Origin of the sequence: Paracoccus luteus (genome assembly GCF_004522155.1) — a bacterium.
Taxonomy (GTDB): Bacteria; Pseudomonadota; Alphaproteobacteria; order Rhodobacterales; family Rhodobacteraceae; genus Paracoccus; species Paracoccus luteus.
Map to the genome: position 1 here is coordinate 119,352 of NZ_SDEA01000003.1, position 26,250 is coordinate 145,601.

The following is a 26,250-nucleotide window of genomic DNA, read 5'->3' on the forward strand; positions in this document are numbered from 1 at the left end:
AGGAGATGACCATGACAACCGATTGTGCCGCAGATGTGCTCATCTGCGGGGCGGGAGCGGCTGGCCTGACGCTGGCGATCGAGCTTGCGCGGCGCGGCGTGTCCTTCCGGCTGATCGAAAGGATGGAGAAACCGTTCCACGGCTCGCGCGGGAAGGGCATACAGCCGAGGACGCAGGAAATCTTCGAAGACCTGGGCATCCTCGACAGGCTGGTCGCCTCCGGGGGCCCCTATCCGCCGATGCGCGTGTACGGGGCCGACGGCAGCCGTCTTGAAAAAGACCTGAGCGAGGGCGCCGAGCCTTCACCGGCCGAGCCTTATCATGTCGCGCTGATGGTGCCGCAGTTCCTGACCGAGAGGATCATGCGGGAGCGGCTGGCCGAACTGGGCGGACACGTCGAGTTCGGCTGCGAACTGGTCGGATTCGAACAGGACGAAAAGGGCGTCATCGCGCGCCTTGCCTCGTCCGCGGGTCAGGAAACCATCCGCTGCCGCTATCTTGCCGGGGCGGACGGCGGGCGCAGCTTCGTCAGGGAAACGCTTGGCGTGGAGTTCCCGGGCAAGACACTGGGCGTGCGTGCGATCGTGGCGGATATCGCGCTGACCGGCCTTGGCCGCGACGTATGGCACCAGTTCAACGAGGGCGACTTCGAGCGCATGGTCGCCATCTGCCCGCTCGCCGGAACCGGGCTGTTCCAGCTTCAGTCGCCTGTCCCGGCCGAGGGCGAGGTCGATCTTTCGGCCCAGGGGATCGGTCGCCTGATCGCCCACAGGACGGGATGCCGCGACGTGCAGGTGCAGTCGGTCGCCTGGGCATCGGCCTATGTGATGAACGCCCGGCTGGCCGGACGCTACAGGGTCGGCCGGGTGTTCCTTGTCGGCGATGCGGCGCACATCCACCCCCCCACCGGCGGGCAGGGCCTGAACACCAGCGTGCAGGATGCCTATAACCTCGGCTGGAAATTGTCGGCCGTGCTCGGCGGAGCCGACAACGAGCTGCTCGACACCTACGAAGCCGAGCGCCGCCCGGTCGCCGAGGCGATGCTTGGCCTTTCGACCCGGCTGCTCGACGCGCAGATGCAGGGCAGGATGCAGCGGGGCCGCGAGGTGCGCCAGCTCGACATCGGCTATCCGGACTCGCCGCTCTCGCGGCAGCTGGTCGAGCGGAACGGAAGCCTGCGCTCGGGCGCGCGCGCGCCGGATGCCCCGATCCTGGGCGCCGCCGGGCAGCCGTCGCGCCTGTTTCAGCTGTTCAAGGGGACGCACTGGACATTGCTGATGGACGCGGCGGGCACCGAGCCGCCGCCGCGCCGTCCGGGGCTGCATGTGCACCGCATCGGGCCATGCGGCGATGTGATCGATGCATGGGGTTGCGTCCGGGATGCCTTTGAACTTGCCCCCGGCGAATGCGTCCTGATCCGGCCGGACGGCTACATCGGCGCATTCGTGACCCTTGGCGGCGAGCGGACACGCAAGCTTGCGCGGTATCTCGGCCACGTGGGTGTCGGCCGGCCTGGGGAGGACCCGCAATGAGAGCCGCCGTCGTTTCCGCTGCGGGGCAGCCCCCGGTTCTGGCAGACTTCGCCGCCCCGCAACCCGCCGCCGGCGAGCAGCTTGTCCGCGTCCGCGCGGCCGCCGTCAGCCATGTCGTCAAGGCCCGGGCCTCGGGCGCGCATTACAGCGCGGACCGGCAGTTTCCCTTCGTCGCCGGCATCGACGGCGTGGGAACGCTCACCGACGGACGCCGGGTCTATTTCGCCCTGCCGCGCCTGCCCCACGGCAGCATGGCCGACCAGACCGTGGTGGATGCGGGGCTTTGCGTTCCGGTGCCGGAGGGGCTGGACGACGCCACCGCCGCCGCGATCGCCAACCCCGGCATGTCGTCCTGGGTCGCGCTGACCGAGCGTGCGCGGCTGCAGCCGGGCGAGACGGTGCTCATCAACGGCGCCACCGGCACATCCGGGCGGCTTGCGGTCCGGATCGCAAGGCTGCTGGGCGCGGGCCGCGTCGTCGCGACCGGCCGCGACGCCGGCGCCCTGGATCAGGTGCGGGCGCTTGGCGCCGATGCGGCGGTTCCTCTCGGCGCGGATGCCAAGGGGCTTGAAGGCCGCTTCATGCGGGAATTCGCGCAAGGCGTGGATGTCGTGATCGACTATCTCTGGGGCCAAAGCGCCGAGAGCCTGTTGATCGCCGCAGCCAAGGCCGGCCGCGCCGAGATGCCGACGAGGTTCGTTCAGGTGGGCTCGGCCTCCGCGCAGGACATCACCCTTCCCGCCGCCGTGCTGCGGGCCTCGGCGAGCGTGCTCATGGGAAGCGGCCTGGGCAGCGTGCCGGTTCCACGTCTGATCGAGATCACCGGGCAGGTGCTGCACGCAACCGCGTCCGGCGATCTGAAGATCGCGTTCACGCCGGTGGCGTTCGACGATTTCGACCAGGGATGGGCACAGGATGACAGCACCCGCCGCACCGTTTTCATCATCAAGACCGCGGAGGCCGGGAATGACCGCTGATCCGGTGCCGCTGGACATGGAGGGCGTCGGGGAAACGCTCGACTGGCGGTCGCTGCTGCCTGTCTTCGTGGTCGTCAGCATCTACGCCGCCGGGATGGCCGCCGTCCTGCCCGTGCTGCCCTTCCATGTCCGGGAAGCAGGCGGGTCGCCCCTGGCGCTTGGCGTCGTCATCGCGACCGAAGCCTTCTGCCAGTTCGCGTCCGCGCCGTTCCTCGGGCAACTCTCCGACCGGTTCGGCCGCAAGCGGATCCTGCTGGCCAGCCAGCTGATCGGCGCGATCAGCCTTGTTTTGCTGGCAAGCGCCGGCAGCGTCGCCTTTATCGTGCTGGCCCGTGCCATCTTTGGCCTGACCGCGGGGAATCTGTCGGCGGCGATGGCATATGTCGCGGATCGTTCAAGCGCCGCGAGCCGGCGGCAGGCGATCGGCATCCTGACCGGCAGCGTCGGTCTTGGCGGAATCGTCGGCGCGGGGATCTCGGGCCTTCTGTCCGATACCTCGCTGACCACGCCCATCTACACCGCGCTTGCATTGACGCTGGTCGCGGCCGCAGTGACCTTTCTCGTCATGGACGACCGCCGGACGGCGCGGCTTGCCGAAGCCGCAGTGGAAGGCGAGAAGGTTTCGCTTCGTGCGATCCTGGACTCGGCGGCGGTCCGGATCCTGATCGTGGTGATGCTGTGCCATTTCTTCGCCTACGGCCTCTATGTCTCGCAGATGCCGGTCTTTCTGGCAGAAACCTTTGTCTGGAACGGACACGCCTTTACCGCGAAGGAACTGAGCTATCTGATCATGGCCGACGGCGCGATCAACATCCTCGTGCAGCTTTTCCTGCTGGGCTGGCTGGGGGCGTTTATGACAGAACGAAACCTGATCCTTCTGATCTTCCTTCTCGCCTGCAGCGGTTTCGTGATCGCCGCCAATGCCGGCACGATCCCCGTTCTGGCGCTTGCGGTGCTTTGCATCAGCACCGGCGACGCCTTGGCGAAGCCGACCTATCTTGCGGCGCTGTCGGTTCATGTGTCCTCAGCGCGGCAGGGAATCGTCATCGGCGGCGCACAGTCCCTTGTTGCTGCCGCAGATGTCGTTTCCCCGGTTTTCGGCGGGTTGATCCTGAGCCACGCGCTTTACGATGCCTGGATCGGGGCGGCCGTGGCAATCGCACTTGCCGGCGCCGTCATCGCCCTTGCCCGGCTTTCCTGATGAACACGCGCGCTTTGGCGCCGACCTCCAGCTCCATCAGCCGAAAGCCTCTTGTCCCGCGATCCCGCAGGTCGGCCCTGCACGGCTTCATCGCGACAGCGCAGCAAGCCTATCGGCGAAGTTCCTTCACCCGTTCGACGGCGGCGCGGGCGCGGTCGCGGATGCCGGCCCAGTCCCCCTCGGCCATCTGCCGGGCGGTGGCGATCCATGTGCCCCCCACGGCGACGATTTCGGGCAGCGCCAGCCAGTCACCAACCGTTTCCATCTTCACTCCGCCCGTGGGGATGAAGCTCAGGCCCAGGTGCGCGAATGGCGCCGCGATGTTCTGCAGCATGGACGGGCCGCCCGCCGCGGTGGCGGGAAAGAACTTCATCAGCCGGCAGCCCCGGGCAGTCGCAAGGGTGATGTCCGAGGGCGTCATCACGCCGGGGATGAAGGGCAGGCCCGTCTGTGCGGCGGCGTCCACCACCGCCGGATCGTAGCCGGGGGCGAGGCCGTAGGCGGCGCCGGCCCCGACCGCCTGGCGCACCTGCGCGGGCGACAGAAGCGTGCCGGCGCCGATCAGCAGCTCGGGCCGGGCGTCGCGCAGGCGCGCCAGCACATCGGCGGCGGCGTGGGTGCGGAAGGTGATCTCGGCGGTGGGCAGGCCCGCTTCCAGCAGGGCGTCGGCCAGCGGCAGGGCGTGGTCCACGCTGTCGATGGCGATGACGGGAACGACACCGATTTCGGCGATGCGCTCAAGGGGGTCGGTCATGCTGCGTCTCCGTAGCGGTGTCGGACGGGGGCAAGCCGCCCGTGCGTTGGGTTCCTGCGGTCAGTCCCGCGCGACGGCCTCGCGCACCAGCGCGCCGGGGTGGCGGATGACCGCGCGGCTGAGGTCATGCGCGGCGCGGATGGCATCGGCGATGCCGGCGCCCTGCAGCTGCGCGGCGAGATAGCCCGCGTTGAAGCTGTCGCCCGCCGCGGTGGTGTCCACGGGCAGCAGCTCGCGTTCCAGCCCGTCGATCAGCCCCTTGCCCTCGGACCCGCCATGGTGGATCGGATCGCCCCCCGCCTTGACGACAACCTGCCGGGCGCCCCACCCAAGATAGCGCGCCACCGTCGCCTGCGGGTCGGCGTCGCCGAAATGGTCGCGCTCGTCGTCAAAGCTGGGCATGACGAGGTCGGCGATGCCTGCCGCGGCCTCGATCCGGTCCCGCATGGTCGCCGCATCGGGCCAGAGCCGGGGCCGCAGGTTCGGGTCGAAGACCACCTGCGTGCCCGCCGCCCGCGCGGCCTTGAGCGTCTCGAGCAGCCGGACGCGGCCGGGCTCGGGCAGGATGGCAAGGGTGATGCCCGAGAAATAGGCGATCCGCACGCCGTCCAGCGCGGCGGACAAGGCCTGCGGATCGTCGGCCAGACCCCTGGCCGCCGAGGTCTCGCGCCAGTAGTTGAAGCTGCGCTCGCCGTTCTTCAGCGCGATGGCGTAAAGCGCGATCTCGCGGGCGGGGTCGCGGGACACATGGGTCGTCTCGATCCCCTCGGCGGCAAGGAAATCCAGCATCTTCTGCGAGAACTCGCCCTGCCCTACCCGGCTGCAATAGGCGATGCGCCAGTCGGGGGGCAGCAGGCGGCGCAGGTACCAGGCGGTGTTCAGCGTGTCGCCGGCGATCCCGAGCCGCCAGAGGCCGGACTGCCCCGCCTCCGACAGTTCAACCATGGCCTCGCCAATGGAAAGGATAAGCTTGCTGTTCATGCGGTCGGTTCGGTCTTCGTCACAGGGCGCAGGCCTTCGCTTCGGATGCGGGCGAGGATCGCCCGCATTGCTTCGGTGCAGGCAGAATTGCCCATAACGTCTGCAGGCGCCAGCCCCGGACGTGCCGGCGCGGTTCGGGTCAGACCCTCATCGCCGCCGCCTGCCCGGCGGGTGTTGTTGTGCGGCCAGGCGGTCGGGATTGCGGACGAATGCCCGGACGCGCCAGTGCCGTTCCATAAGCGCCCGAGCGGTTGCGCCGCCCTGCCGTCCGGTCGCGCCGGAGACAAGGATGGTCTTGTCGGACGTCGTGAGAATCCGGTCCCCGAGGGACAGGCGGTGTCAGGAAGGGATTCGGGCGATCACCTTGATCTCGAAGTCGAACCCGGCAAGCCACGTCACGCCGAGGGCCGTCCAGTTCGGGTAAGGCGCAGCGGGAAAGACGTCGGCCTTCACCCTCATCACGGCCGGGAACTGCGCCTCGGGATCGGTATGAAAGGTGGTGAGGTCGATGATGTCCTCGACCCCGCAGCCGGCAGCTGCAAGCGTGGCCCGCAGGTTATCGAAGGCCAGCCGGACCTGCGCCTCGAAGTCGGGTTCAGGGCTGCCGTCCGCGCGGCTGCCCACCTGCCCCGACACGAAAAGCAGGTCGCCGGACCTGAGAGCGGCAGAATAGCCGTGCAGCTCGTAAAGCGCATGGCGGTTCGGCGGGAAGACCGGGGTGATCTGGTTCATGGGAATCCCTTCTGTGCAAGGCGGTTTCGGCGTCGTGATGCCGCAGCTGTTCCAAAGTCCGCACGACTCGGATACGCTGCGTATGTGAAAGGACAGTCATACGAAGCGTATGTCAATACCATGCGAACTGTATGCGAGCGGAGTTTCGATGGCACGAAGAAGCCGGGCGGACATGATCGACGAGACGCGGGGCAAGCTGATTGCTGCCGCGCGCAAGGCCTTTGCCGACAAGGGCTTTGCCGATGCCGCGATGGACGAGCTGACGGCCGAAGCCGGACTGACGCGCGGGGCGCTTTATCATCACTTCGGTGACAAGAAGGGCCTGCTGGCGGCGGTGGTGGCGCTTGTCGATTCAGAGATGGCAGAGCGTGCTCACCAGATCGTGCAGCAATCGGGCACGGACGATCCCTGGGAACAGCTGATCGCGGAGGGAGTGGCATATACCGAACTTGCGCTCGACCCGGAAATCCAGCGCATCGTGCTGCGCGACGGTCCCGCCTACCTGGGGGATCCGTCCCTGTGGCCCAGCCAGAACTCGTGCCTGCAGACGACCCAGGCAAAGCTGGCCGGGCTGATCGAGGCGGGTGTCGTCAAGAACGTGGACCCCGAGGCCGCCGCGCGTCTCATCAACGGCGCGGCCCTGAACGCCGCGCTTTGGGTGGCGTCCAGCGGCCAGCCCAAGGACGTCCTGCCCAAGGCACAACAGGCCTTCCGCGAAATGATGAGCGGACTGTTGAAACCCTAGGCGGAAGGCTGTCGGGGACGGACGGGCGCCTCCGGCTGCGGCTGCGCTTGGTCCGGGCGGTGGCCCGTGGATCATCAATGACGAACCGGCGCAGTGCATCCGTGTCGTATCCCGCGCCGGCATCTACCCCCGGCGTGTGAACGGTCCGTGGGGAATCTCGGGCGGAGAGAAGGTTTCCGCGCTGGCACGATCCCAGCGGCCGTACCAGTCGGCCAGTTCCGGGATTTCATCCCCGGACAGCAGGAAGCCCTCTGGCAGATAGGGATACGCCTCGTTGCCGTCACGGAACTCGTTGTCCTTATGTCGGAACATGAAGTGGTAGGGCATGAAGTCGCTGGGGTTGCGCAGCCCTGCGGCGCCGGCGATCTCGCCTAAAGCGTGCATGGTGTTGCGATGGAATCGTGCGACCCGCTCGCTTTTATCCGCGACGTCCAGCGCGCGCTGGCGCAGCGGATCCTGCGTGGCGATGCCGACGGGGCATTTGTTGGTGTGGCAGGCCTGCGCCTGGATGCAGCCGATCGCGAACATGAAGCCGCGTCCCGAATTGCACCAGTCGGCGCCAAGCGCCAGGGCCCGCGCGATATCGAAGGCCGAGATGATCTTGCCCGCCGCCCCGATCCGTATCTCGTCGCGGATGCCGGCGCCGCGCAGGGCGTTGTGGACGAAGGTCAGCCCCTCCAGCATCGGCATGCCGACGCGGTTGACGAACTCGATGGGCGCCGCGCCCGTGCCCCCTTCGGCCCCGTCGATGACGATGAAGTCGGGGCGGATGCCGGTCTTCAGCATCGCCTTGACCATGCTGAGGAACTCGCGCCGGTGGCCGATGCACAGCTTGAAGCCCACGGGCTTGCCGTCCGACAGCTCGCGCAGCTGCTGAATGAACTTCATCAACCCCATCGGGGTCGAAAAGGTGCCGTGCGCGGGCGGAGAGATGCAGTCCACACCCATCGGGATGCCGCGCGCCTCGGCGATCTCGGGCGAGATCTTGGCGGCGGGCAGCATCCCGCCGTGACCGGGCTTGGCCCCCTGGCTCAGCTTGACCTCGATCATCCTGATCCGGGGATCGGCCGCCTGTTCGGCGAACCTCTCGGGCGAGAAGCTGCCGTCGTCGTTGCGGCAGCCGAAATAGCCCGAAGCGATCTGATAGATCAGGTCGCCCCCGCCCTCGCGGTGATAGCGGCTGATGCCGCCCTCGCCGCTGTCCTGGGCAAAGCCGGCCATCTTCGCGCCACGGCTGAGCGCGAGAATGGCGTTCCCCGACAGCGCCCCGAAGCTCATCGCCGAGATGTTGTAGAGGCTGGCCGAATAGGGCTGCCTGCAGGCCGGTCCCCCCACCATCACCCGGAAGTCGGCATTGTCGTTCTTGACCGGCGTCGCGGAATGGGTGAGCCAGGAATAGCCCGAGCCATAGACGTTCTCGATGGTGCCGAACGGGCGCTTGTCCTCGACCCCCTTGGCGCGCTGATAGACCAGCGCGCGCGCCTCGCGCGAGAAGGGCACCTCGTCCTGGTCGCCCTCGATCATGTACTGGCGGATCTCGGGGCGGAAGTTCTCGAACAGGAAGCGCAGATGGCCGATGACCGGATAGTTGCGCAGGATCGCGTGGCGGCGCTGCGCCAGATCGTAAAGGCCCACCAGGAACAGGAGTGTCATGACCGTGGCCGCGACATGCCAGCCGCCCCCGAACCGGACGGCCGCAAGGACCGCGGTCACGGCAAGCAGTCCGATCAGTCCAAAAATGGTGTATCGCTGGTAACTTCTCATGGGTTCACGTTTATCTGCAAGGAAACAGCGGCCAGCGACCGATCCGGGAACCGTTCACCAGCATGGAGAGCGGCGCTGTGTACCACATTCTGGAGACACATGCGCCATGTCCCGCGATGACCACGACCGCTATCTCGTGCCGGGACTGCTGCGCGGACTGGCAACGCTGAAGCTTTTCACGCCGGCCACTCAGTCGCTTACGCTGAGTGAGATCGCAAGGGCGCTGGGGATCACCCGTTCGGCCGCGTTCCGAACCGTCTACACCCTGGCCCACGAAGGATGTCTGCTGCATGACGAGCGCAGCCAGACCTATACACTGGGGCCCGGCGTGATGCGGCTGACCTACGGCTACTTCGCGACCCGCGAGGTCGTCGAGATCGCGCAGCCCGAGCTGATGCAATTGCGGGAGCGGACTGGCTGGTCCGTCCATCTGGGGGTGCTGGACGGAACGTCGGTGATGTATCTCGTCCGGCTTGCCGGACCACGTCACGAAGCCTCGATCATCCATATCGGCAGCCGGTTGCCTGCGCGGGCGACCACGCTGGGGCGCGTGCTGCTGGCCGGGCTGGAACAGAGCGAGATTCTGAATCGCTATCGCCCCATGACGACTGGCGCGCAGACCCCGAAGGTGGCCGCCGAGATCCTGCGCCAGGCCCAGGTCGATGCTGCTGCGCAAGTCGTGTCCCATGCCGGTGATTTCGAGGCGGGGATCGTTTCGGTCGCGGCGCCCGTGCGCAACATGTCCGGGCAGGTCGTTGCGGCCATAAACGTGACGACGCCGAATGACGAGGCGGCGGAATGCCGGATGGACGAGGTAAAGGGCGCGCTGCTGGCGACCGCCGGGCGCGTCTCGCGCCTGCTGGGCTATGAACCATCGCGCCCTGTCGCCCGGGACGCGCCCGGCGGCGACAGGAGCGGGTGAAAGGCCCGCCCCTGTCGGCGGGATTGTCAGGCAGCCTCGAAGGTGACCGTCTCGGGTTCGGCCGAGCCGACGATATACCAGACCGTGGCATGGCCTGCGCCGTTGTTGCGGAACCAGTGGCGACGACCGGCCGGGGTCTTGACCAGGTCGCGCGGGCCCAGCTCGACCTCGACCTGTTCACCGTTTTCCTCCCAGCCGACGATCAGCGAACCTTCCAGCACCAGGAAGGCGTCCTCGACATCGCGGCTGAACGGCTTGACGCCCACGCGCGAGGGGATGCCCAGCATCTCCTTGCGGCAGGTGTCGGTCTCGACGCCGCCGGGGCCGCAGTAGATCTTGCGGGTAAAGCCCGCGTTTTCCCAATGGGTCTCCAGCTCGGCATGGCGGACGACATATCCGGCCATCAGCTTTTGCAGCGGATGATCGCCCTTGGGATCGAACTTCAGCGTCTTGCCCGGCTCTGCCCCGAAGGCGCGCGCCAGCTCGGCGGGATGTTCCTTGGGATGATAGAGGTAGACCGGCGGCAGCGGCTTGCCCACATCGACCGAAATGGTCATCAGCACGGGTTCCACGCCGTCAACGCGAAAGCCGTGGCCGACATCGCGGGCGTTCAGGATCATGTCCTTGGGGCCGAGGTTCACCTCGACCACCTCGCCGTCCCTCTCCCAGCCCACCACCAGTGCGCCGTCGATCACGAGGAAGCTTTCCTCGATCTCGTGGCTGTGGCACGCCGCATAGCGCCCCGGCTCCTTGTAGATCAGGGACAGGGTGAAGTGGTCGGGTTTCAGCGTGCTGGCGTCGCCCACCTTGGGCGAGCCGCCGGCGCCGATATAGCGCATCTGCGCGCGCGCCAGTTCGTCAAAGCCGACGTTCGAGGGGAAGGCCTTCCAGTCGAACTGCTTGTCGGTAAAGCGGCCCGTGTGAGCCTTGAGTTCGTCGGCAAGCGTCGTGAAGTTCGGGTCTTGAACGGTCATCGTGTCATCTCGCTCTGATTCGGGAGTGAAGTGCCTGGTCTTGCTGGCCTTGTGGTATAAGGTTGCGCTGTTTTGCCGCATAACCATCGTTTTACATGCAAAACAGGCGCCCTATTCAGGCATAGGCATAGCCGAAGCTGATGCTGAACCGCGCCGGCGGCAGGGCGGCATCGCCAAGGCGCGCGCGGCGCGTCCAAAGTCGGCCGTGGACTTGCATGTCGTCGGTTTCAAGCCGGTCCAGGATGGCGCTTTCCATCCACAATCCGCCCATCCATTCGGAACCGCGCAGGCTGGAAGCGCCCTGCAGACGGGCGCGCTCGAACGAGCAGTTACCGTAGCCCACCGCATCCGACAGATCGACACCTTCCGCCAGAGTGGCGCCATCGAACTGCAGCACGCCGCGGAACTCGGCCTGCTGCATCACCAGCCTGCGCGTGAACTGCGCGCCGTCGAAGCGCGCATCCGAGTGGAACACCGCGCCCGAGAGGTCGCCCCCTGCGGCATGGACGCCGCAGAACCAGGCAAGGCCCTGAAACCTGGCGCCGCACGCCGAAATCCCTTGTGGAAAGCGCGCGCCGGTGAAATCGGCGGCGGTCAGCGTGGCACCGTCAAGATCCAGGTGATCCTCGCAGACGACGCGGCGCAGATCGACGTGCTCGCCAAAGCGGTAAGGCACCTCCAGGCGCGCGCGGATTTCAGCGCCGCGCATCAGGCCGCCACCCCGATCCGGGTCTCGGCCAGAGAGACGACCTCGCGCGCCCAGGGCAGCGCCAGATCCTCGGCCATATCGCTTCCCGAGGCGTCATGGACGATGCGTTCGCCCAGCATCGTGGCGCCGGCTTCCTCCATCAGGTCCTGCACCACCTTGGACCCCAGATTGAAGGTGTCGTATTCGGAATCGCCCAGGCCGAAAAGGCCGAAGACGACCCCCGTCAGGTCCGGCGTCTGCGCCTTCATCGCCTGGCCGAATGGCTGGGCCGAGGCAGGCAGCTCGCCATCGCCATAGGTCGAGGAGACGATCAGATACAGCCTGCCCCTGTCGAAATCGCCGGGGGCGAAGTCGGAGAGATTGAGGATCTCGACCTGATGATCGGCTTGCAGGCCAGACTGAATATCCTCAGCCAGCATCTCGGCGTTTCCGGTTTCGGTACCATACAGGATGACGATGTTCATCATGGGGCGTTCTCCGACTGACGGGACAGCTTCAGCATGTCGTGGCGGGTGGAAATCTTGGTGCGGCAGCGGCCAGGAGGTGCCTGGCCGGTTTCGATGGCGTCCAGCCGTTTCCACGCGGCCCAGTCCACAACCTTGTGGCTTTCGGGCAGCACGTCCACGCCGGCGCGCTGGGTGACGGGCATGGCCTCGACATCCGCGACAATGCGCTCGGCCAGCGCGATGCTGTCGGCGCGGTTCTCGGGAATGGTGCCGCGCGGGCCACGGCGGAACCATCCGGCGGCATAAAGCCCCGGCGCGATGCGTCCGGTTTCCGCGTCCTCGGCCCCTGCGATCAGCACGTCGCGGTCCAGCGCGCCATCGCAGCGAAAGCCGATGGCCGTGATCAGCGTGTCGCATGGCAGGATCTCGGGGCCGGACGGCCCCTCGACACGCAGGGCGCGGATGCGGCCGCCCGCATCCGTCCCGATGCCCGCAGGCTGGCAGCCGAAGCGGAAAAGGACGGAACGCGGCCCTGTGGCGATACCGTCCAGCGCGGCCAGCGCCTCGACGGTCTTGTTGCCCCCGGCCGGGGGCAGGTCGGTCACGCGGATCGTCACGCCCTGCAGCTTGCCCAGTTCGCGGATCATGACCGGATCGAACCGGGCCGCGGCTGCGGCAGAGCGGCCGAGGATCGTCAAGCTTTTGACGGGCCGCGCCGCCAGCCACGCGCTTGCCGCAGGGCCAAGGTCGCTGTCCTGCAACTCGTCCGCAGTCTTGGCCAGCAGCCGCAGTAGGTCCACCGCGACATTGCCGTTGCCCAGCACGATCACGTCGCCTCGCACATCGGGCAGATGGCTGGCGTCGGGATGATCGTAGAGCGACCGGGTCAGCGCGCCCGCGCCGACAATCCCCGAAGCCTCGCCCAGCCCATGATCGCGGTCCCCGGCCAGCCCGGTCGCCAGCACCACCGCGTCATAGGCCCCGCGCAGCGCCTCCAGCGTCACGTCCCGTCCCAGCGTGACATTTCCGAAAAATCTGGCCCCTTGCCGTTCGAAGACGCGCTCGAACTGCCGGGTGATGGCCTTGGTGCCCTGATGATCCGGCGCCACGCCATAGCGGACCAGCCCGAAGGGCACCGGCAGGGTGTCGAACACGTCCACGGTCCAGCCGGGCCGCGCCTTGAGCAGCGCCTGGGCGGTGAAGCAGCCCGAAGGGCCTGAACCGACGATTGCGATGCGGCGCATGTCAGGCCCCGTCCAGCAGATCGGCGGCCCAGGGATGCGGGGCGTTCGTCAGGTCAGTGTAGATCGCCTTCTGCGCCTGATAGGCCCGCAGGCCCTCGCGCCCCTTCTCGCGGGCCATGCCGCTGTCCTTCTCGCCGCCGAAAGGCGTCGAGATCGAGAACTGCTTGTAGGTGTTGATCCAGACCGTGCCGGTGTTGATCGCGCGGCCAATCCGCCAGGCCTTGGGGAAATCGCGGGTCCAGACACCGCAGGCCAGGCCATAGTCGTTGTCGTTCGCCTGCGCGATCAGGTCGGCCTCGTCCTCGAAAGGCAGCACGACCAGGACCGGGCCGAACACCTCGTCGCGGCAGATGCGGGCGGTATTCGGCACGCCCGACAGGATCGTCGGCAGGTAATAGGCGCCCTCCGCCAAGGCCGGGTCGTCGGGCCGCCGGCCGCCGGTCAGCAGCTGCGCGCCTTCCGCCAGCGCGGCGGCGACATGGGTTTCGACCGCAGCCCGGTGGTCGGGGTGAACGAGGCAGGACACCTGGGTCGCGGGATCGCCGGGATGGCCCACGCGCAGGCGTTCGGCCGCCCTGACGAGACGCGGCACGAAGCTGTCATAGATCCCGCGCTGCACGAACAGGCGCGCCCCGGCGATGCAGCTTTGCCCGGTCGAGGAAAAGATGCCGTAAAGCACGCCCGCGATGGCCAGATCCGGGTCGGCATCCTCGAACACGATGGTGGGCGACTTGCCCCCCAGTTCCAGCGACACCGGCATCAGCTTTTCGGCCGCCTGCCGGGCGATCTGCCGTCCGGTCGAGGTGCCGCCGGTGAACGACACCCGGCCGATGTCGGGATGCTCGACCAGCAGGTTGCCGATTTCCCGCCCCGCCCCCGGCAGGACCGAGAACAGCCCTTTGGGCAGCCCGGCTTCCTCGACGATCCGGGCGAGTTCCAGCGATACGAGCGGCGCCCAGCTCGCCGGCTTGAGCAGCACGGCATTGCCCGCCGCAAGCGCCGGCGCGACCTTCTGCGCGTCCGAGGCGATGGGCGAGTTCCAGGGCGTGATCGCCGCCACCAGTCCCAGCGGTTCCCACACCGACATGGTCAGCGCATCGCCCCGCTGCGCGGTCAGCGCGTCGTCCATCGTCTCCAGCACCGCGCCGAAGTAGCGGAACGTTCCCGCCGCCGAGAGGGCGAGCGCCCGCGTCTCCTTCAGGGTCTTGCCGGTGTCGCGGGTCTGGATGCGCGAGATGCGGTCGGCATTCGCCTCGAGCCCGTCGGCGATCCGGTAGAGATGGCGCGCGCGCTCGTGCGGCTTCAGGTTTCGCCATGCCGGATCGGCCTGCGCCGCCTTGGCGCTCGCGATGGCACGCAGGCCATCCTCGCGCGAGGCGCCGCGAAAGATCCGGTTCACCGTGCCATCGGCGGGAAAGATCGAGGTGATCTCGGCGCCGGTGCCGGTTTCCCATTCACCGCCGACGAACAGGCGGCCATCGGGCAGGTCGATGTCCGGCGCGTTGATTTTCGACATCCGGGTCATGGCGTCCTCTCTCAGATGGCCACGGGGCCGATGCGGTTGCGGATCTCGCGCAGCACGCTCCAGACTGTCGTGACCGACGTCTTGGCGTTGCCCGCTGAAGGCTGGTTCTCGATCCGGATCGAGTAGCGGGCGAGCGGAGAGTCCACGCTGTATTCATGGACATTGCCGGGTGCCGCGGGATCGGCCACCAGCTCGACCCGGGTCGCCTCGAACCCCGCGCCTGCCAGTGCAAGCGTCGCCGCGACATTGGCGTTCCGGGGATAGTCGGTCGCAGCCTGCCGCGCGTTGCCGGTGAAGAAGACCGCCGCCTCGGACAGTGTTCCCAGATCCAGGATTTGCGCGGCAGGGGTGCCCTCCCAGGCGCGCGGCGGCTTGACCCCGCGGTAACGGACCGTCAGCCCTCCCGCCGTGCCCAGGGCCGACAGCAGGTCGATCCCGCCGACTGCGCCGGCCGGCAGGATCAGTCGGGCGCCGCCTTCGTCCGCGGCCTTTCGCACCAGGGCAAGCAGTTCAGCGTCCGCAAGGGCGCCGATCGAGACGATGACCACGTCGGTTCCCGCGCGCAGGACAGGCGGGACATGCGCCGTGACTGCCGCGTGCCCGGCGCATTCGACCACCAGGTCCGGGCGTGCGGCCAGCAGGCCGGTCGCGTCGGTGACGACCTCCGCACCCTCTGCTGCACCGGCGAAGTCGCGATCCAGCCGGGCGCGGGTGTCGTCCTCCATTCCCGGCAGGGTCAAGACCGACAGATGTTCGACCCGCAGCCCCTGCTGCCGCATCAGTCCCAGAAGCGTGGTGGCGATGTTGCCGAACCCGATCAGACCCAGTCGCATCGCCTCACTCCGACTTGCCTGCGGCGCCGGCGGGCGGACCTGCGAAGGTTTCCGCGAAGGGTCCGATCGCGCACATATCGATTTCAACCAGCTGCGGCCCCTCTGCCGCGATGGCTGCGGCAAGGGCTGCCTGAAAGCGCGCAAGATCGTCCACCCTCTGGTGCGGCATGCCGATCGCGGCGCAGAAGGTCGCGAAATCCGGCGTCGCCAGCGCGCTGTAGTGATGCCGCGAATCGTATTGCACGTCCTGGATGTTGCGGATGACGCCATAGGCCTGATCGTTCATCAGCACATAGACCAGCGGCGCGCGTTCCTCGACGGCGGTGATCATCTCGGCGATGCCCAGCATCGTGCCGCCGTCGCCCAGAAGGGTGATCGCCTTCGGCCCGTCCGAGGCGAGGGCCGCGCCGATGCCCATGGCGACGCCCTGCCCGATGCCGCCCCCCAGGGCATGGACGCCCAGCTGCGGTTCGGCGATCTGGACATAGCGGTTGCCGAAGGTCGAGTTCGAGATGGTCACGTCGCGCACCCAGGGGTGGCGGCCCGCCGTGACCGTCTGGTTCAGCACGTCGGCCACAACGCGGTAGGGGCCCAGCAGGTCGCGGACGCGCCCCTCGCCCTGCGCCCGGACGCGGGCGATGTCGAATCGCAGCCCCTCGTCGGTGTCCAGCGTCTCGGGCAGCATCGCGACCAGGCGGCCAAGCACGTCGGCCGCGTCGCCGTGGATGAACTGCTCGACCGGATAGTTGCGCCCGCCCTGCGACGCCTCGGCGTCGATCTGCACCAAGGGCGAGGGCAGCGGCATCCGGTTGTTCTGCGTCTCGTTGCCGCGCAGGCGCGAGCCGACGACGATCATCAGATCGCAAGTCCTGTAAAGCTCGACCGCCTCGGGCGTCATGTTGAACGCTCCCAGCGAGGCGGGGTTGTCCTCGGGCACGATGGCGCGGCCGTTGGTCGAGGTGACGGCGCCGAAGCCGCGGCGCACCAGCTCGGTCGCGGCCGCGGACGCGCCGCGCGCGCCGCCGCCCAGCCACAGCATCGGGCGGCGCGCGGCCCGGACCCGCTCGGTCAGTTCGGCGATAGCCTCGTCCCCGGCGATCGGGCGCTGGACGAGGGGCGCATAGGCGCGCGCCGATCCGGCCACGGGGCTGCGCTGCACGTCCACCGGAATCTCAAGGCTGACCGGCCCCGCGGGCGCCGACAGCGCCGCCGAACAGGCCGCCGTCAGCGTTCCCACCGCGCCTTGCGCGTCCCACATCCGGAAGACCGCCTTCGACACGCCCTCCAGCATCCGGGGCTGGCGCGGCACGTCGTGGATCGCGGCCCGGTCGCGGTCGGCGAACTCGCGGTCCACCTGGGTGGTGATGTGCAGCAGGGACGTGCCCGCGGTCAGCGCCTCGGCCTGCCCCCCCGCCGCATTGCCCGCCGCGGTGCCGGTCGAGGTCAGGCACACGCCCAGCCGGCCCGACACACGGGCATGGGCGTCGGCCATGTTCATCGCTCCGGCCTCGCCCCGCGCGGGGACAAAGCGGATGCGGTCCTGGCGCGCAATTGCATCCAGGATCGGCATGTTGTGGATCGAAATCACCCCGAAAATCTCGGTGACGCCGATATCGGCCAGATAGCGGGCGATCAGGTCGCCGACCGTTTCGACTTCCAGCCGGATGTCCATTTTCATGTGGTTGTTCCTCAGATAAAGCGGGCCAGGCCGCCCGACACGTCGATCTGCGACCCGGTGATGTAGCTGGCGCCTCGCGACCCCAGGAAGGCGATGGCATGGGCGGCCTCCTCGGCGTCACCCAGCCGCCCAAGCGGGATTCCCTTGTCCTTCGCCAGCGCCGCATACCAGGCTTCGCGGCTGACGGATTTATCCTCTCGGTCGGCAAAGCGGCGGGTCCACTGGCCGGACCCGATCAGCCCCAGCAGGACCGAGTTCACGCGCACCTCGGGCGCCAGCTCGATCGACAGGCTCTTCAGCAGGTTCTGCACGCCCGCGCGGGCGGAAGAGGTGCAGACCATGTGCGGCTCGGGCTGGTAGGCAAGCAGGGAATTGACCGCGACAATGGCACCCCGCGCGTCGCGCAGCATGGGCAGGAAGGCACGGGCGGGCAGCACCTGGCTGAAGATCTTCAGCTCATATTCCGTCCGCCAGTCCTCGTCCGAGGTGGTGGCGAAGGTGGACTGGCGCCCCTGCCCGGCGTTGTTCACCAGAAGGTCGCAGCGGCCGAAGCGGTCCCCGACCTCGGCGGCAAAGGTGTTGACCGCCTCAGGCTCCAGCACCGACAGGGCCGAGGCCAGAACCCTGTCGTCGCCGTGGTCGCGCCGCAGGACGGCGGCGACGTCCTTCAGCCGGTCGGCGTTGCGCGCACACAAGGCGACCCGCGCCCCGCAGTCCAGCAGCAGCTTGACGGTCGCAAGTCCGATGCCCGACGAGCCGCCGGTCACGACCGCGACCTGCCCGTTATAATCATACCGGTTCATCGGGTGGCCTCTCTGTCCATGCGGGTGGGGACCAGCTCGGGAAAGCCGGGGTCCGGGCGACCCTGCATCACGGCGCGCTGCGCGGGCGTGGGGGGGCCGGCGGTCATCCACTGGTCCATCTTCTCGGGCACGTCGCGCGGCCAGACCTGCGCCTCATGCGTGACTTCGTCGATCTGCTGCAGCTCGGAGGTGAACTCGATGACGAAGCCCGAGGGCGAGACGAAATAGGCGAACGGATTGTTGCCCGGCCCGTGGCGGCCCGGCCCCCAGCTGGGCACATGGCCCTTTTGCTTCATCCGGCCGATGGCGCGCATGAATTCATTGAGCGTCGGCACCTCGAAGGCGACATGGTTGACCGATGGGTAATGCGCGCGCACAAGCGCGATCGAATGGTGGTCGGACGAGCAGCGCAGGAAGACCATCTGGTCGGCCGAATAGTCCGACACCCGGAACCCCAGCACGCGCTCGTACCACGCCTGCACACCCTCCATGTCGGGCGTGTTCAGCACCACATGCGAGACCTTCTTGGGCATCGCCCATTCAGGCTTTTCGTCATGGCGCAGCCCGCCCGCACGGAACCGCAGCCGCCGCAGGTCCGGGTCCAGCATCTCGAAGCCGTAGCCGCCGATCCAGTCGTCGAACCGCGCCGGTTCGCCCAGGGCGGTGCCGCCCTCCCTCAGGACCTGGGCGTGCAGCGCATCGATCGCCGCCTCGTCGGGCATGTTGAAATGGATGTGGTCGATCCCATAGACCGGCCCGTCCTTCAGCCCGTAGAGGAACGCTTCCGGGCCCGTGCCCTTCAGCCAGGCGGCGCCGTCCTGCTGATGGGCGAGCTTCAGTCCCCACATGTCGAGGTAGAAGGGCAGCGTCGCCGCCAGCCCCGGCCCACGCATCACGATGCCCCGGAGACTGTCAACACGAACGCGCTTGTCCATCGGGTTACTCCTTGTTGGCAGCCTGCGCCGCGGCAGGCAGGGTTTCGGCAAGACTGGCCATGACCGCCCGCACGAAGGCGGCAGGAGCCTGCTGGTAAAGGGCGTGGCCCGCCTCGGGCAGTTCGACCAGCGGACCGCGCAGATGGGGCGGAATGGCGGCATGGGCGCGGCGGTTCGCCTCGGGGGGGGTGATCCTGTCCTCGGTCCCGACAATGACCGAGGCCGGGACGGCCAGCGCCGCCAGATCGTCCAGCAGCCGGCCTGACGCCAGCATCCGCCCTGCCTGCCCATATCCCGGCATCCGCACCGCGGCCATGTTGCGCATGACCAAGCCCGCAACTTCGGGATTGCGTTCGGGCTGATGAACCAGACGGGGCGCGCGGTCAGCGGCAAAGGCCGCGGGGCCGAGCCGTTCCAGATCGTCGATCCGCGCCTGCGCCGCCTCTGAAAGCGGTTCGCCCGGCCGGACCCCGTGCCCGAGCGCGCAGGAGGCCAGCACCAGTGCCCCGGCCCGATCCGGCCAGCGCCGCGCAAAGGCTGCCGCCATCAGCGTCCCCAGCGAATGGCCCAGGATGATCGCCCGCCCGATGCCCAGCCGGTCCAGAAGCCCGGCCAGCGCCGCGGCGTAGTCACCTGCGACCGGCCAGTCGGCAGCCAGCGCGGCCGAGCCGCCATAGCCCGGCGCATCCCAGGCGATCACCCGCAGGTCCGCCGGCAGATGGGGCAACAGCCCGGCAAAGCCCGACGCGTTCGAGCCGATCCCGTGCAGCAGGACCAGCGGCACACCCGTCCCCGGACGGTCCAGGCAGGCCACGGGGCCGGATATGGCGCGCAGGAATCCCATCAGTTGAACCAGAAGCCGTTGTTGACGGGCAGGGTCTGCCCGGTCAGGGTCAGCGCGTCCTCGCTCAGCAGGAAGGCGACGGTGCCGGTGATGTCGTCGGGGGACTGAGGGCCGGGGACCGCGCGCCCTTCCTCATACAGGCGGTGACGCGCCTCGGGCACGTATCCGGTGCTTTCGGTCGTCAGGATCCCGGGCGCGACCGCCGTGACGCCGATCCGGTCGGGGCCAAGCTCGCGCGCATAGGACCGCGTCATCGCCATCACCGCGCCCTTCGAGGCGGTGTAGGCCATCAACCGCGGCGCGCCCCAAAGCGCCGTGTCCGAGGCCAGGTTGACGACCCGCCCCGACCCGGAGGCCCTGAGCAGCGGCACCAATGCCCGCGTCGCCAGCCAGGTGCCGCGGACATTGACCCGCATCACCCTGTCCCAGACGTCGATGTCGATCTGGTCGTGGGGGATGCCGCCGATTCCGGTGGCGATCGCGCCATTGTTGACCAGTCCATGCAGCAGCCCGCCGGTCTGCCGGCCGACTTCGGCCGCCATCGCCTCGATCGACTCCGGCTCGCCCAGATCAAGCGGAACGAAGGATGCCCCAAGCCGCTCGGCCACGGCGCGGCCCTCCTCCGCGAGCACGTCGGCGAGGATCAGCCGCGCACCCGCATCGGCCAGCCGCGCGGCGATTCTTTCGCCCAGGCCGCGCGCGGCGCCGGTGACGACGATATGACGGCCGTCCAGCGTCATTCCGCCGCCATCCTTGCCGCTTCGGCCTCGATCTGGCCCTTGGCCGCGCGGGTCAGGATCTGGCGGATGCGGCTGACGCCCAGGTCGTGCTGATAAAGCATCTCGCGCTTGCGGGCGTCGTCGGGCATGCCTTCCAGCATCACGCGGTCCTGCTCCAGCACGTTCCAGTGGTTTTCCTCGAGTTGCGCGCGATACAGGAACCGCCAGCTTTCCCGCGCGGTCCCCGTCACCTGGCGCAACCGCCAGAAGAAGACCTTGCAGCTGTGGGCATCGACCGGCAGCACGAATCCCACGATCCGCATGTTGCCCCCGGGCCCCGCAGCAGGCGGATAGGGAATGTCGAGATAACAGAAGATGTTGCCGGGATGGACTTCGAACTCGGTCCAGTCGAAGTTCGCGCCGACCTGTCCCACGCGCGAGACGCGGAACCCTTCCTCGGTCTTGTTCAGTTCGATCAGATCCTGCTTGGACCCGAAGGCGAGCGTGAAGCTTTCCGAATGCAGATAGCAGCCGTGCATCGGGTCGGCGAGGTTGTCCACCGCATAGCGATAGTTGCAGTTCCAGACCGAGGTGCACAGGAAACCGGTCCAGTCGTCCGAGGTCAGCTCCCTAGGCATGACCAGCTCGGGGGGTTCGGGCTGCTCGACCGAAGGGACATAGACGAACACGCAGTCGCTGTGTTCGGTCACGGCAAAGCTGTCCAGCGCCTTGCGTCCCTCCAGCGCGCATTCCGGCATCGCCGGGACGCGCTGGACGACGCCCTCGCCATCCACGACCACGCCATGATAGCGGCAGGCGATGTTGCCGTCGTGGATCTCGCCATAGGACAGCGGCGCGCCGCGATGGGGGCAGAAATCCTCGATGCACCGGATCTTGCCGCCGCCCTCGCGCCACAGCACGACCTTGCGGCCCAGAACGACGGCGCCATAAGGGACGCTGGTCCTGATTTCGACGGACTTGGCGACCGGATACCATTGGCCCAGCAGCCCCGTGTTCACGCGTTCTTCGATCAGGGTCTTCTTGTCGATCATGACTGGATTTCCTCTGGAGTCGGGAGGGGGGTTCCGTGGCGGGCGGCTGCCTTTAGCCGTGCGCCTTGGGGATGTAGTGCAGGGCCCGCGTCTCGATGCGTTCCAGGACGAGGTAGAGCACGAAGCCGATCAGGGTCAGCAGGATGATCGCGTTGAAGACCATCGCCGCATTGGCCTGGCCGCCGCCATAGGCGATGAGATAGCCAAGCCCGGTGCTGCCGCCGACAAGCTCGCCGACCGTCACCCCGATCACCGCCAGCGTCGAGGCGATGCGCAGGCCGGCCATCAGGTTCGGCAGGGTCGAGGGCATCTCGACCTTGCGGAATATCTGCCAGCGGTTCAGCGAATAGGCGCGGGCCAGGTTGACCAGGTCGCGGTCCACGGTGCGCATCGCCTGCAGCACGTTCACCAGCACCGGAAAGAACACGATCAGCACGGTGACCAGCAGCTTGGGCATCGCGTTATAGCCGAACCACATGATGAACAGCGGCGCGAAGGCGACCTTGGGCGCGATCTGAAGCCCCAGGATATAGGGCGACAGCACCTTCTCCCAAAAGGGAGACATGCCGAGCAGATAGCCGATCGCCGCCCCCAGCGCCGAGCCGATGAGAAAGCCGATCACCGTGTAGACCGCGGTCGAAAGCGTGTGGCCGACCAGCCCTTCGGAAGCGAACATCCGCGCCAGTTCCGAAAGGCACTGCGACAATGTCGGGATGATATAGCGCGGGATGTCCAGCAGCGGCGGCAGGAACTGCCAGGCCAGCAGCAGCAGCGTCAGGATGGTCAGGGAAACCCCCGCCTGCAGCCGGCGTTCGATCGCTGCCGGGTTGATCGGGGGAACGCGGACCCGTCGGTCGGTCTGTTGCACGGCGTGGGTCACTGGACGAACTCGTTGGTATAGAGGTCATCGGCGGGCACGGCGGTCTGGACGATGCCGTGATCGACATAGAACTTCTGGACTGCCGTCAGCCGCTCGGGATCGAAGCTGCCGAGCGGCTGGCCCTCCTTCGCGGGATAGACCTTGGTGGCATAGTCGCGCAGGATCGCCTCGACCTCGGCCTCCTTGCCAGCCTGCTGCGGGACAAAGCTCACGAACTCTGCGGCCGCCCGGGCGGGGTCGGCCCGGATGTCCCGGACGGCGTGCAGCACCGCACCGACAAAGCCGCGCACGACTTCGGGCCGGTCGGCGATGGTCTTGTCCGAGGCGATGATCGCCTGCGCCATGGCCGGGAAGATCTGGTCCACCGGCATCTGCTCCATCTCGACGCCGGCCGCCTCGATCGCCGGAACCCATTCCGGCACGCCCGAAATGCCGTCGAGATCGCCCGAGATGGACAGTTGCACGAGGCCGCCGGGACCGACTGCCTGGATCTGCACGTCATCCTTGGTCAGCCCGACCGAGGACAGGGCGCCCAGCAGGTTGTAATAGGTGGTGTCCTGGTAGGACATCACCCCGATCCGCTTGCCCTTGAAATCCTGGGGGCCGGTGATGCCGCTGTCCTTGCGCCAGGCAAGCTGCGTCAGGCCATGCCCGCCCAGCAGCGCCACGCCCTTGACGTCAAGGCCGTTGGCGCGCACCACGATCGGCGTGTCCCCGATCCCGCCGCCCAGATCGGCGTTGCCGACGGCCACCTGCGTGGCGACATCCGCCCCGCCCTTGCCCACGCGGAACGTCACGTCCAGCCCGGCATCCTTGAAATAGCCCTTCCCCTGGGCCAGCTGGAAAGGCGCGAAGGCGGGCAGGAACTCGGGGGCGGGGAACAGATAGGTGACGGCCTCCTGCGCCTGCAGCGCGATTGCCGATGCGAAGGTCGAGACGGCAAAGGCCGCCGAGAACAGGGTCGTCTTCATGGCATTCCTTTTCATCAGGCGTTGGCCTTCTCTTCCAGTTTGAGAAGCGCGAAGATCTGCGCGGCATAGCCCGCGACCTCTTTCATCTTGCGTCGCTTCAACGGCTCGTCACGGTGGGGCAGATCGACCCGGATTTCGGAAATGACCGTGCCGGGACGTTCGGACAGCACAAGGATGCGGTCCGACATCAGCACCGCCTCGGCCAGATCGTGGGTGATCAGCAGCGTGGTCTTGCGCTGCTCGGCGATGACCTTGGCGAAGCTGTTCTGGATCAGAAGCTTCGTCTGCGCGTCGAGAGCCGAGAAGGGCTCGTCCAGCAGGATGATCTCGGGGTCGATGGCCAGGGTCCGGGCCAGCGCCGCGCGCTGCCGCATACCCCCCGACAGTTGATAGGGATACTGGTGCTCGAACCCTTCCAGATGGCAGTGGGCCAGCTCTTCCATCGCCCGGCGACGCCGCGCCGCCTTTTCCACGCCCCGCGATTCAAGCCCGAACTCGACGTTCGACACGATGTCGCGCCAGGGCAGCAGCAGATCCTTTTGCAGCATGAAGCCGACATGCGGGTTGGGACCGTTCACCGGCTCTCCCGAGACCAGCACTTCGCCCTCGGAGGGACTGTAGAGGCCGGCGGTCATGCTGAGGATGGTGGACTTGCCGCAGCCCGAGGGGCCGACCACCGAGACGAACTCGCCTTCGTTGACGACGAAGCTCACGCCGCTGACCGCCGTCACCTCGCCCCGCGTCACTGTGGGGAAGCGCTTGCTGACCTGGCGGAACTCAAGCGCCATAGCCATGCTCGCGATAGGCGGCGTCGAGATCGGCGTTGATCGCCGCCAGCTCCTGCCGCAGCAGCGCCTCGTCCCAGTCGGTCCGGCCGGACACCGGCGCCACGACGCGGCGCGCCGCCAATCCGGCCGCGACCGCGCCGAAATCCTGTGTGCCCTCGCCGAACACCGCCATCAGCGCATCCTTCAGCGCCGTTTCAGTGCCGGTCAGGGGTCGGCCCAGGCTTTGATGGGCCAGAGCCGGCCGGCTCGTATCCGCTGCCCGCCGAGACAGGCGATCCTTGAAGACGTCCATTCTCCCCTCCCGTTCTCTCCTGATGCCAAAGGCGAGCCGAAACGTCAGAGCCTTTGGTTCATTTTTGAACTTTATGTTCACAGTAGAGCGTCAGCGCGCCGACCTGTCAACAAATCCTGTGGTCCGCGACGCATTTTTGCTTTTCTGAGGGGGAAAGTTGGGCGCGGCGCTGACCTGCGGCGTTGCGTCGCACGCGGGACTGATCGGCCAACCTGCGGACGTGCTTTGCATTTTTGAAGGGCTTGCCAGCGTGAAGGACAGCAACGGCACGGACATCTTGCCTCTGCGACAGAAGCTGTTCATTTTAGAATAAACTGTTCAAGGTTTACCGAGGAGGCACCCCATGCCCTCTGTCAGCGCCGATTCCATCGACGAATCACCCTCCGGGTCGCGTCCCAGCTACGACGTGCCGCCCGTCTCCCGCGCTTTCAGCCTGCTGCGCTACATCAGCGCCGGGAATCGCTGCCGCAATATGTCCAAGGCGGCGAGCGCGCTGGGCATCAACCGCACGACCCTGCTGCGGCTTCTGCATACTCTGGAGCGTGAGGGCATGATCGAGTGCGACGAGGAAGGGGGCGGCTACATCCTGTCCTACGGACTGCTGGAACTGACATCGAGCATGCTCTCCTCGCGCGACGTGGTGCGCCTTGCGCGGCCGCTGCTGTCACGCCTCGCGGCCGAGACGGGGCTTTCGGCGCATCTGGGGGTGCTGCTGGGGACCGACGTGATCGTGCTGGTGCGCGAGACCCCCGATGTGCAGCTCGTCAGCAGTATCCGCGAGGGCAGCCGCCTGCCCGCCCACGCGACGGTCATGGGGCGCATCATCTTGGCAAACCTGCCGCGCGACGAGGTGCGCCGCATCCTGTCGGACAGCGATCTGGCGGCGATTACCGCGCGCACCCCCGTCACGTTCGAGCAGTTGGGCCGGCAGCTTGATGCCGACGGGGCCGAAGGGCTGGCCTGGTCGGCCGGGAACTACGAGGCTGGCATCGGCTCCGCCGCGGCGGCGATCCTGAACCACTCGAACCGGCCGATGGCCGCGATCAGCCTGTCGGGCCATCAGAGCGCCTTCGAGGCGGAAAGCGGCCGCCGCCATCAGATCGCCGATCGCATCCGCGAGACCGCAAACCGCCTGTCGTCGCTTCTGGGCGCGCAGATCTGAACCGCGCGCCCGGACCCGCTATCCTGTCACCGACACGTGCCAGGGCGACAGCCAGCGCCGCAGTTGCGCGATAAGCCCGTAGAGCAGCAGCCCGACGAACGTCAGCACGGCGATCACCGCGAAAAGCTGGGGCACGGCCAGGTTCTGCAGATGCGCCACCGCCAGATAGCCCAGACCCTCGCTGCCGCCGATAAACTCGCCCACGATCGCCCCGATCATCGCCATGACCACCGCGACCTCGGTCCCGGTCAGGATGACCGGCAGCGCGGTCGGCAGATCCAGCATGACGAAACGCTGCCAGGGATTGGCCTGAAGCATCGTCATCACGTCCCGGTCGCCCGGCTCGACAGACTTGAAGGCCTGCAGCGCGTTGGAGAAGATCGGAAAGAAGGCCAGAGCCGCGGCGATGACGATCTTGGATTCCAGCCCGAAGCCGAACCACAGGATGAACAGCGGCGCGAGCGCGATCTTGGGGGTCAGCTGCAGCAGCACGATGAAGGGCTTGGCCGCCCATTCGACCGGCGGCACCCGCGCCATGACGAAGCCCAGCACGATCCCGGAAACAACCGCGATGACAAAGCCGCCCACCGCCTCGGTCACGGTGATGCGGACGTGGTGCCACAGTTCGGGATCAGGCAGCATCTGCCACAACGCGACCACGATCTGCTCGGGGGAGGGCAGGACGAAGGCCGAGACCTCGGAGTTGCGGACATAGGCCGACCAGCCGGCCAGGAACAGCGCCACCGACAGCACCGGCAGCAAGATTCTGAGGGTTCTCCGGGTCATG

Annotated in this window: 29 protein-coding genes; 7 read left to right on the forward strand and 22 right to left on the reverse strand. The window is 67.6% G+C overall.

The genetic code is table 11. The annotated features are described in order from the left end of the window. Nucleotides 1-5: 5 nt before the first annotated feature. Genes EPA64_RS05475 through EPA64_RS05485 form a run of 3 tightly spaced genes read left to right on the forward strand, consistent with a single transcriptional unit; the run spans nt 6 to nt 3,710 of the window. A complete protein-coding gene (locus tag EPA64_RS05475) occupies nt 6-1,532 on the forward strand; it encodes an FAD-dependent oxidoreductase (protein WP_246026622.1) in 1,527 nt (508 codons plus the stop codon). Next, on the forward strand, nt 1,529-2,509 hold the full coding sequence (locus EPA64_RS05480; RefSeq protein WP_134725244.1) for a quinone oxidoreductase family protein: 981 nt from the start codon (nt 1,529-1,531) through the stop codon (nt 2,507-2,509). Before EPA64_RS05475 ends, EPA64_RS05480 begins: the two co-directional genes overlap by 4 nt. Continuing rightward, complete coding sequence (locus EPA64_RS05485; protein ID WP_134725245.1) at nt 2,499-3,710, forward strand: MFS transporter; 1,212 nt, start codon at nt 2,499-2,501, stop codon at nt 3,708-3,710. Before EPA64_RS05480 ends, EPA64_RS05485 begins: the two co-directional genes overlap by 11 nt. Nucleotides 3,711-3,819: 109 nt before the next feature. On the opposite strand, the gene eda is transcribed toward EPA64_RS05485, so the two are convergent. From eda to EPA64_RS05505, 4 genes are all read right to left on the reverse strand, one after another. After that, the gene (eda, locus tag EPA64_RS05490) at nt 3,820-4,464 is read right to left on the reverse strand and encodes a bifunctional 4-hydroxy-2-oxoglutarate aldolase/2-dehydro-3-deoxy-phosphogluconate aldolase (RefSeq protein ID WP_134725246.1); all 645 of its coding nucleotides are present in this window, start codon (nt 4,462-4,464) and stop codon (nt 3,820-3,822) included. Between the two features lie 60 nt (nt 4,465-4,524). Then, entirely contained in the window at nt 4,525-5,445 is a 921-nt protein-coding gene (locus EPA64_RS05495) for a sugar kinase (protein ID WP_134725247.1), read from the reverse strand. A 147-nt stretch (nt 5,446-5,592) separates the two neighbouring features. Next, the gene (locus EPA64_RS17065) at nt 5,593-5,778 is read right to left on the reverse strand and encodes an NmrA family NAD(P)-binding protein (protein WP_220443715.1); all 186 of its coding nucleotides are present in this window, start codon (nt 5,776-5,778) and stop codon (nt 5,593-5,595) included. 6 nt (nt 5,779-5,784) lie between these two features. Then, nucleotides 5,785-6,177, reverse strand: a complete 393-nt coding sequence (locus tag EPA64_RS05505) for a RidA family protein (protein WP_134725248.1) — start codon at nt 6,175-6,177, stop codon at nt 5,785-5,787. Between the two features lie 172 nt (nt 6,178-6,349). Between EPA64_RS05505 and EPA64_RS05510 the strand changes: the two genes are divergently transcribed. Continuing rightward, complete coding sequence (locus EPA64_RS05510) at nt 6,350-6,922, forward strand: TetR/AcrR family transcriptional regulator (protein WP_246026623.1); 573 nt, start codon at nt 6,350-6,352, stop codon at nt 6,920-6,922. Between the two features lie 123 nt (nt 6,923-7,045). On the opposite strand, the gene EPA64_RS05515 is transcribed toward EPA64_RS05510, so the two are convergent. Next, nucleotides 7,046-8,686 carry an FMN-binding glutamate synthase family protein gene (locus EPA64_RS05515; RefSeq protein ID WP_134725250.1) on the reverse strand — a complete coding sequence of 547 codons (1,641 nt, stop codon included), beginning with the start codon at nt 8,684-8,686 and terminating at the stop codon, nt 7,046-7,048. A gap of 106 nt (nt 8,687-8,792) precedes the next feature. On the opposite strand from EPA64_RS05515, the gene EPA64_RS05520 reads away from it, so the two are divergent. Further along, nucleotides 8,793-9,608 (forward strand): IclR family transcriptional regulator, encoded by an 816-nt coding sequence (locus EPA64_RS05520; RefSeq protein WP_134725251.1) that lies wholly within the window; start codon nt 8,793-8,795, stop codon nt 9,606-9,608. A 26-nt stretch (nt 9,609-9,634) separates the two neighbouring features. Here EPA64_RS05520 and EPA64_RS05525 read toward each other — a convergent pair whose 3' ends face one another. The 16 genes from EPA64_RS05525 to EPA64_RS05600 form a co-directional block, all read right to left on the reverse strand. Next, a complete protein-coding gene (locus EPA64_RS05525; protein ID WP_134725252.1) occupies nt 9,635-10,582 on the reverse strand; it encodes a cupin domain-containing protein in 948 nt (315 codons plus the stop codon). Between the two features lie 115 nt (nt 10,583-10,697). Then, nucleotides 10,698-11,291: a pentapeptide repeat-containing protein gene (locus tag EPA64_RS05530; RefSeq protein ID WP_134725253.1), complete on the reverse strand. Its 594-nt coding sequence runs from the start codon at nt 11,289-11,291 to the stop codon at nt 10,698-10,700. Beyond that, nucleotides 11,291-11,758: a flavodoxin domain-containing protein gene (locus tag EPA64_RS05535; protein ID WP_246026624.1), complete on the reverse strand. Its 468-nt coding sequence runs from the start codon at nt 11,756-11,758 to the stop codon at nt 11,291-11,293. The genes EPA64_RS05530 and EPA64_RS05535 overlap by 1 nt, the downstream gene beginning before the upstream one ends. Next, on the reverse strand, nt 11,755-12,981 hold the full coding sequence (locus tag EPA64_RS05540; RefSeq protein ID WP_134725254.1) for an NAD(P)-binding protein: 1,227 nt from the start codon (nt 12,979-12,981) through the stop codon (nt 11,755-11,757). Before EPA64_RS05540 ends, EPA64_RS05535 begins: the two co-directional genes overlap by 4 nt. A 1-nt stretch (nt 12,982) precedes the next feature. Next, nucleotides 12,983-14,506 (reverse strand): aldehyde dehydrogenase, encoded by a 1,524-nt coding sequence (locus EPA64_RS05545; RefSeq protein WP_246026625.1) that lies wholly within the window; start codon nt 14,504-14,506, stop codon nt 12,983-12,985. Between the two features lie 11 nt (nt 14,507-14,517). Continuing rightward, on the reverse strand, nt 14,518-15,339 hold the full coding sequence (locus tag EPA64_RS05550) for an aspartate dehydrogenase (RefSeq protein ID WP_134725255.1): 822 nt from the start codon (nt 15,337-15,339) through the stop codon (nt 14,518-14,520). A gap of 4 nt (nt 15,340-15,343) precedes the next feature. Then, nucleotides 15,344-17,017, reverse strand: coding sequence for a thiamine pyrophosphate-binding protein (locus EPA64_RS05555; protein WP_134725256.1), 1,674 nt, complete (start codon nt 17,015-17,017; stop codon nt 15,344-15,346). A gap of 11 nt (nt 17,018-17,028) precedes the next feature. Beyond that, nucleotides 17,029-17,820, reverse strand: coding sequence for an SDR family oxidoreductase (locus EPA64_RS05560; protein ID WP_134725257.1), 792 nt, complete (start codon nt 17,818-17,820; stop codon nt 17,029-17,031). Beyond that, nucleotides 17,817-18,755, reverse strand: coding sequence for a VOC family protein (locus EPA64_RS05565; RefSeq protein WP_134725258.1), 939 nt, complete (start codon nt 18,753-18,755; stop codon nt 17,817-17,819). The genes EPA64_RS05560 and EPA64_RS05565 overlap by 4 nt, the downstream gene beginning before the upstream one ends. Nucleotides 18,756-18,759: 4 nt before the next feature. Then, nucleotides 18,760-19,599 carry an alpha/beta fold hydrolase gene (locus EPA64_RS05570; RefSeq protein ID WP_134725259.1) on the reverse strand — a complete coding sequence of 280 codons (840 nt, stop codon included), beginning with the start codon at nt 19,597-19,599 and terminating at the stop codon, nt 18,760-18,762. Beyond that, nucleotides 19,599-20,339 (reverse strand): SDR family oxidoreductase, encoded by a 741-nt coding sequence (locus tag EPA64_RS05575; RefSeq protein ID WP_134725260.1) that lies wholly within the window; start codon nt 20,337-20,339, stop codon nt 19,599-19,601. The genes EPA64_RS05570 and EPA64_RS05575 overlap by 1 nt, the downstream gene beginning before the upstream one ends. Next, on the reverse strand, nt 20,336-21,370 hold the full coding sequence (locus EPA64_RS05580) for a Rieske 2Fe-2S domain-containing protein (protein ID WP_134725261.1): 1,035 nt from the start codon (nt 21,368-21,370) through the stop codon (nt 20,336-20,338). The genes EPA64_RS05575 and EPA64_RS05580 overlap by 4 nt, the downstream gene beginning before the upstream one ends. 52 nt (nt 21,371-21,422) lie before the next feature. After that, complete coding sequence (locus EPA64_RS05585; protein ID WP_220443707.1) at nt 21,423-22,250, reverse strand: ABC transporter permease; 828 nt, start codon at nt 22,248-22,250, stop codon at nt 21,423-21,425. Then, nucleotides 22,247-23,221 carry an ABC transporter substrate-binding protein gene (locus EPA64_RS05590; protein WP_220443708.1) on the reverse strand — a complete coding sequence of 325 codons (975 nt, stop codon included), beginning with the start codon at nt 23,219-23,221 and terminating at the stop codon, nt 22,247-22,249. Before EPA64_RS05590 ends, EPA64_RS05585 begins: the two co-directional genes overlap by 4 nt. A gap of 14 nt (nt 23,222-23,235) precedes the next feature. Beyond that, entirely contained in the window at nt 23,236-24,015 is a 780-nt protein-coding gene (locus EPA64_RS05595; RefSeq protein ID WP_220443709.1) for an ABC transporter ATP-binding protein, read from the reverse strand. Beyond that, on the reverse strand, nt 23,999-24,301 hold the full coding sequence (locus tag EPA64_RS05600; RefSeq protein ID WP_134725263.1) for a recombinase-like helix-turn-helix domain-containing protein: 303 nt from the start codon (nt 24,299-24,301) through the stop codon (nt 23,999-24,001). The genes EPA64_RS05595 and EPA64_RS05600 overlap by 17 nt, the downstream gene beginning before the upstream one ends. A gap of 157 nt (nt 24,302-24,458) precedes the next feature. On the opposite strand from EPA64_RS05600, the gene EPA64_RS16250 reads away from it, so the two are divergent. Together EPA64_RS16250 and EPA64_RS05605 are read left to right on the forward strand one after the other, a co-directional pair. Then, nucleotides 24,459-24,614: a hypothetical protein gene (locus EPA64_RS16250; RefSeq protein ID WP_167626594.1), complete on the forward strand. Its 156-nt coding sequence runs from the start codon at nt 24,459-24,461 to the stop codon at nt 24,612-24,614. A gap of 30 nt (nt 24,615-24,644) precedes the next feature. Continuing rightward, complete coding sequence (locus tag EPA64_RS05605) at nt 24,645-25,463, forward strand: IclR family transcriptional regulator (protein ID WP_134725264.1); 819 nt, start codon at nt 24,645-24,647, stop codon at nt 25,461-25,463. Nucleotides 25,464-25,481: 18 nt separating this feature from the next. Here EPA64_RS05605 and EPA64_RS05610 read toward each other — a convergent pair whose 3' ends face one another. Continuing rightward, nucleotides 25,482-26,249, reverse strand: coding sequence for an ABC transporter permease (locus EPA64_RS05610; RefSeq protein ID WP_134725265.1), 768 nt, complete (start codon nt 26,247-26,249; stop codon nt 25,482-25,484). Nucleotide 26,250 lies beyond the last annotated feature (1 nt).

What these genes read in the sequence shown, in the direction of transcription:
- EPA64_RS05475 (WP_246026622.1), top strand. Translation starts at nt 6, where the DNA reads ATGACCATGACAACCGATTGTGCCGCAGATGTGCTCATCTGCGGGGCG.
- EPA64_RS05480 (WP_134725244.1), top strand. Translation starts at nt 1,529, where the DNA reads ATGAGAGCCGCCGTCGTTTCCGCTGCGGGGCAGCCCCCGGTTCTGGCA.
- EPA64_RS05485 (WP_134725245.1), top strand. Translation starts at nt 2,499, where the DNA reads ATGACCGCTGATCCGGTGCCGCTGGACATGGAGGGCGTCGGGGAAACG.
- eda (WP_134725246.1), bottom strand. Translation starts at nt 4,464, where the DNA reads ATGACCGACCCCCTTGAGCGCATCGCCGAAATCGGTGTCGTTCCCGTC.
- EPA64_RS05495 (WP_134725247.1), bottom strand. Translation starts at nt 5,445, where the DNA reads ATGAACAGCAAGCTTATCCTTTCCATTGGCGAGGCCATGGTTGAACTG.
- EPA64_RS05505 (WP_134725248.1), bottom strand. Translation starts at nt 6,177, where the DNA reads ATGAACCAGATCACCCCGGTCTTCCCGCCGAACCGCCATGCGCTTTAC.
- EPA64_RS05510 (WP_246026623.1), top strand. Translation starts at nt 6,350, where the DNA reads ATGATCGACGAGACGCGGGGCAAGCTGATTGCTGCCGCGCGCAAGGCC.
- EPA64_RS05515 (WP_134725250.1), bottom strand. Translation starts at nt 8,686, where the DNA reads ATGAGAAGTTACCAGCGATACACCATTTTTGGACTGATCGGACTGCTT.
- EPA64_RS05520 (WP_134725251.1), top strand. Translation starts at nt 8,793, where the DNA reads ATGTCCCGCGATGACCACGACCGCTATCTCGTGCCGGGACTGCTGCGC.
- EPA64_RS05525 (WP_134725252.1), bottom strand. Translation starts at nt 10,582, where the DNA reads ATGACCGTTCAAGACCCGAACTTCACGACGCTTGCCGACGAACTCAAG.
- EPA64_RS05530 (WP_134725253.1), bottom strand. Translation starts at nt 11,291, where the DNA reads ATGCGCGGCGCTGAAATCCGCGCGCGCCTGGAGGTGCCTTACCGCTTT.
- EPA64_RS05535 (WP_246026624.1), bottom strand. Translation starts at nt 11,758, where the DNA reads ATGATGAACATCGTCATCCTGTATGGTACCGAAACCGGAAACGCCGAG.
- EPA64_RS05540 (WP_134725254.1), bottom strand. Translation starts at nt 12,981, where the DNA reads ATGCGCCGCATCGCAATCGTCGGTTCAGGCCCTTCGGGCTGCTTCACC.
- EPA64_RS05545 (WP_246026625.1), bottom strand. Translation starts at nt 14,506, where the DNA reads ATGACCCGGATGTCGAAAATCAACGCGCCGGACATCGACCTGCCCGAT.
- EPA64_RS05550 (WP_134725255.1), bottom strand. Translation starts at nt 15,339, where the DNA reads ATGCGACTGGGTCTGATCGGGTTCGGCAACATCGCCACCACGCTTCTG.
- EPA64_RS05555 (WP_134725256.1), bottom strand. Translation starts at nt 17,017, where the DNA reads ATGAAAATGGACATCCGGCTGGAAGTCGAAACGGTCGGCGACCTGATC.
- EPA64_RS05560 (WP_134725257.1), bottom strand. Translation starts at nt 17,820, where the DNA reads ATGAACCGGTATGATTATAACGGGCAGGTCGCGGTCGTGACCGGCGGC.
- EPA64_RS05565 (WP_134725258.1), bottom strand. Translation starts at nt 18,755, where the DNA reads ATGGACAAGCGCGTTCGTGTTGACAGTCTCCGGGGCATCGTGATGCGT.
- EPA64_RS05570 (WP_134725259.1), bottom strand. Translation starts at nt 19,599, where the DNA reads ATGGGATTCCTGCGCGCCATATCCGGCCCCGTGGCCTGCCTGGACCGT.
- EPA64_RS05575 (WP_134725260.1), bottom strand. Translation starts at nt 20,339, where the DNA reads ATGACGCTGGACGGCCGTCATATCGTCGTCACCGGCGCCGCGCGCGGC.
- EPA64_RS05580 (WP_134725261.1), bottom strand. Translation starts at nt 21,370, where the DNA reads ATGATCGACAAGAAGACCCTGATCGAAGAACGCGTGAACACGGGGCTG.
- EPA64_RS05590 (WP_220443708.1), bottom strand. Translation starts at nt 23,221, where the DNA reads ATGAAGACGACCCTGTTCTCGGCGGCCTTTGCCGTCTCGACCTTCGCA.
- EPA64_RS05595 (WP_220443709.1), bottom strand. Translation starts at nt 24,015, where the DNA reads ATGGCTATGGCGCTTGAGTTCCGCCAGGTCAGCAAGCGCTTCCCCACA.
- EPA64_RS05600 (WP_134725263.1), bottom strand. Translation starts at nt 24,301, where the DNA reads ATGGACGTCTTCAAGGATCGCCTGTCTCGGCGGGCAGCGGATACGAGC.
- EPA64_RS05605 (WP_134725264.1), top strand. Translation starts at nt 24,645, where the DNA reads ATGCCCTCTGTCAGCGCCGATTCCATCGACGAATCACCCTCCGGGTCG.
- EPA64_RS05610 (WP_134725265.1), bottom strand. Translation starts at nt 26,249, where the DNA reads ATGACCCGGAGAACCCTCAGAATCTTGCTGCCGGTGCTGTCGGTGGCG.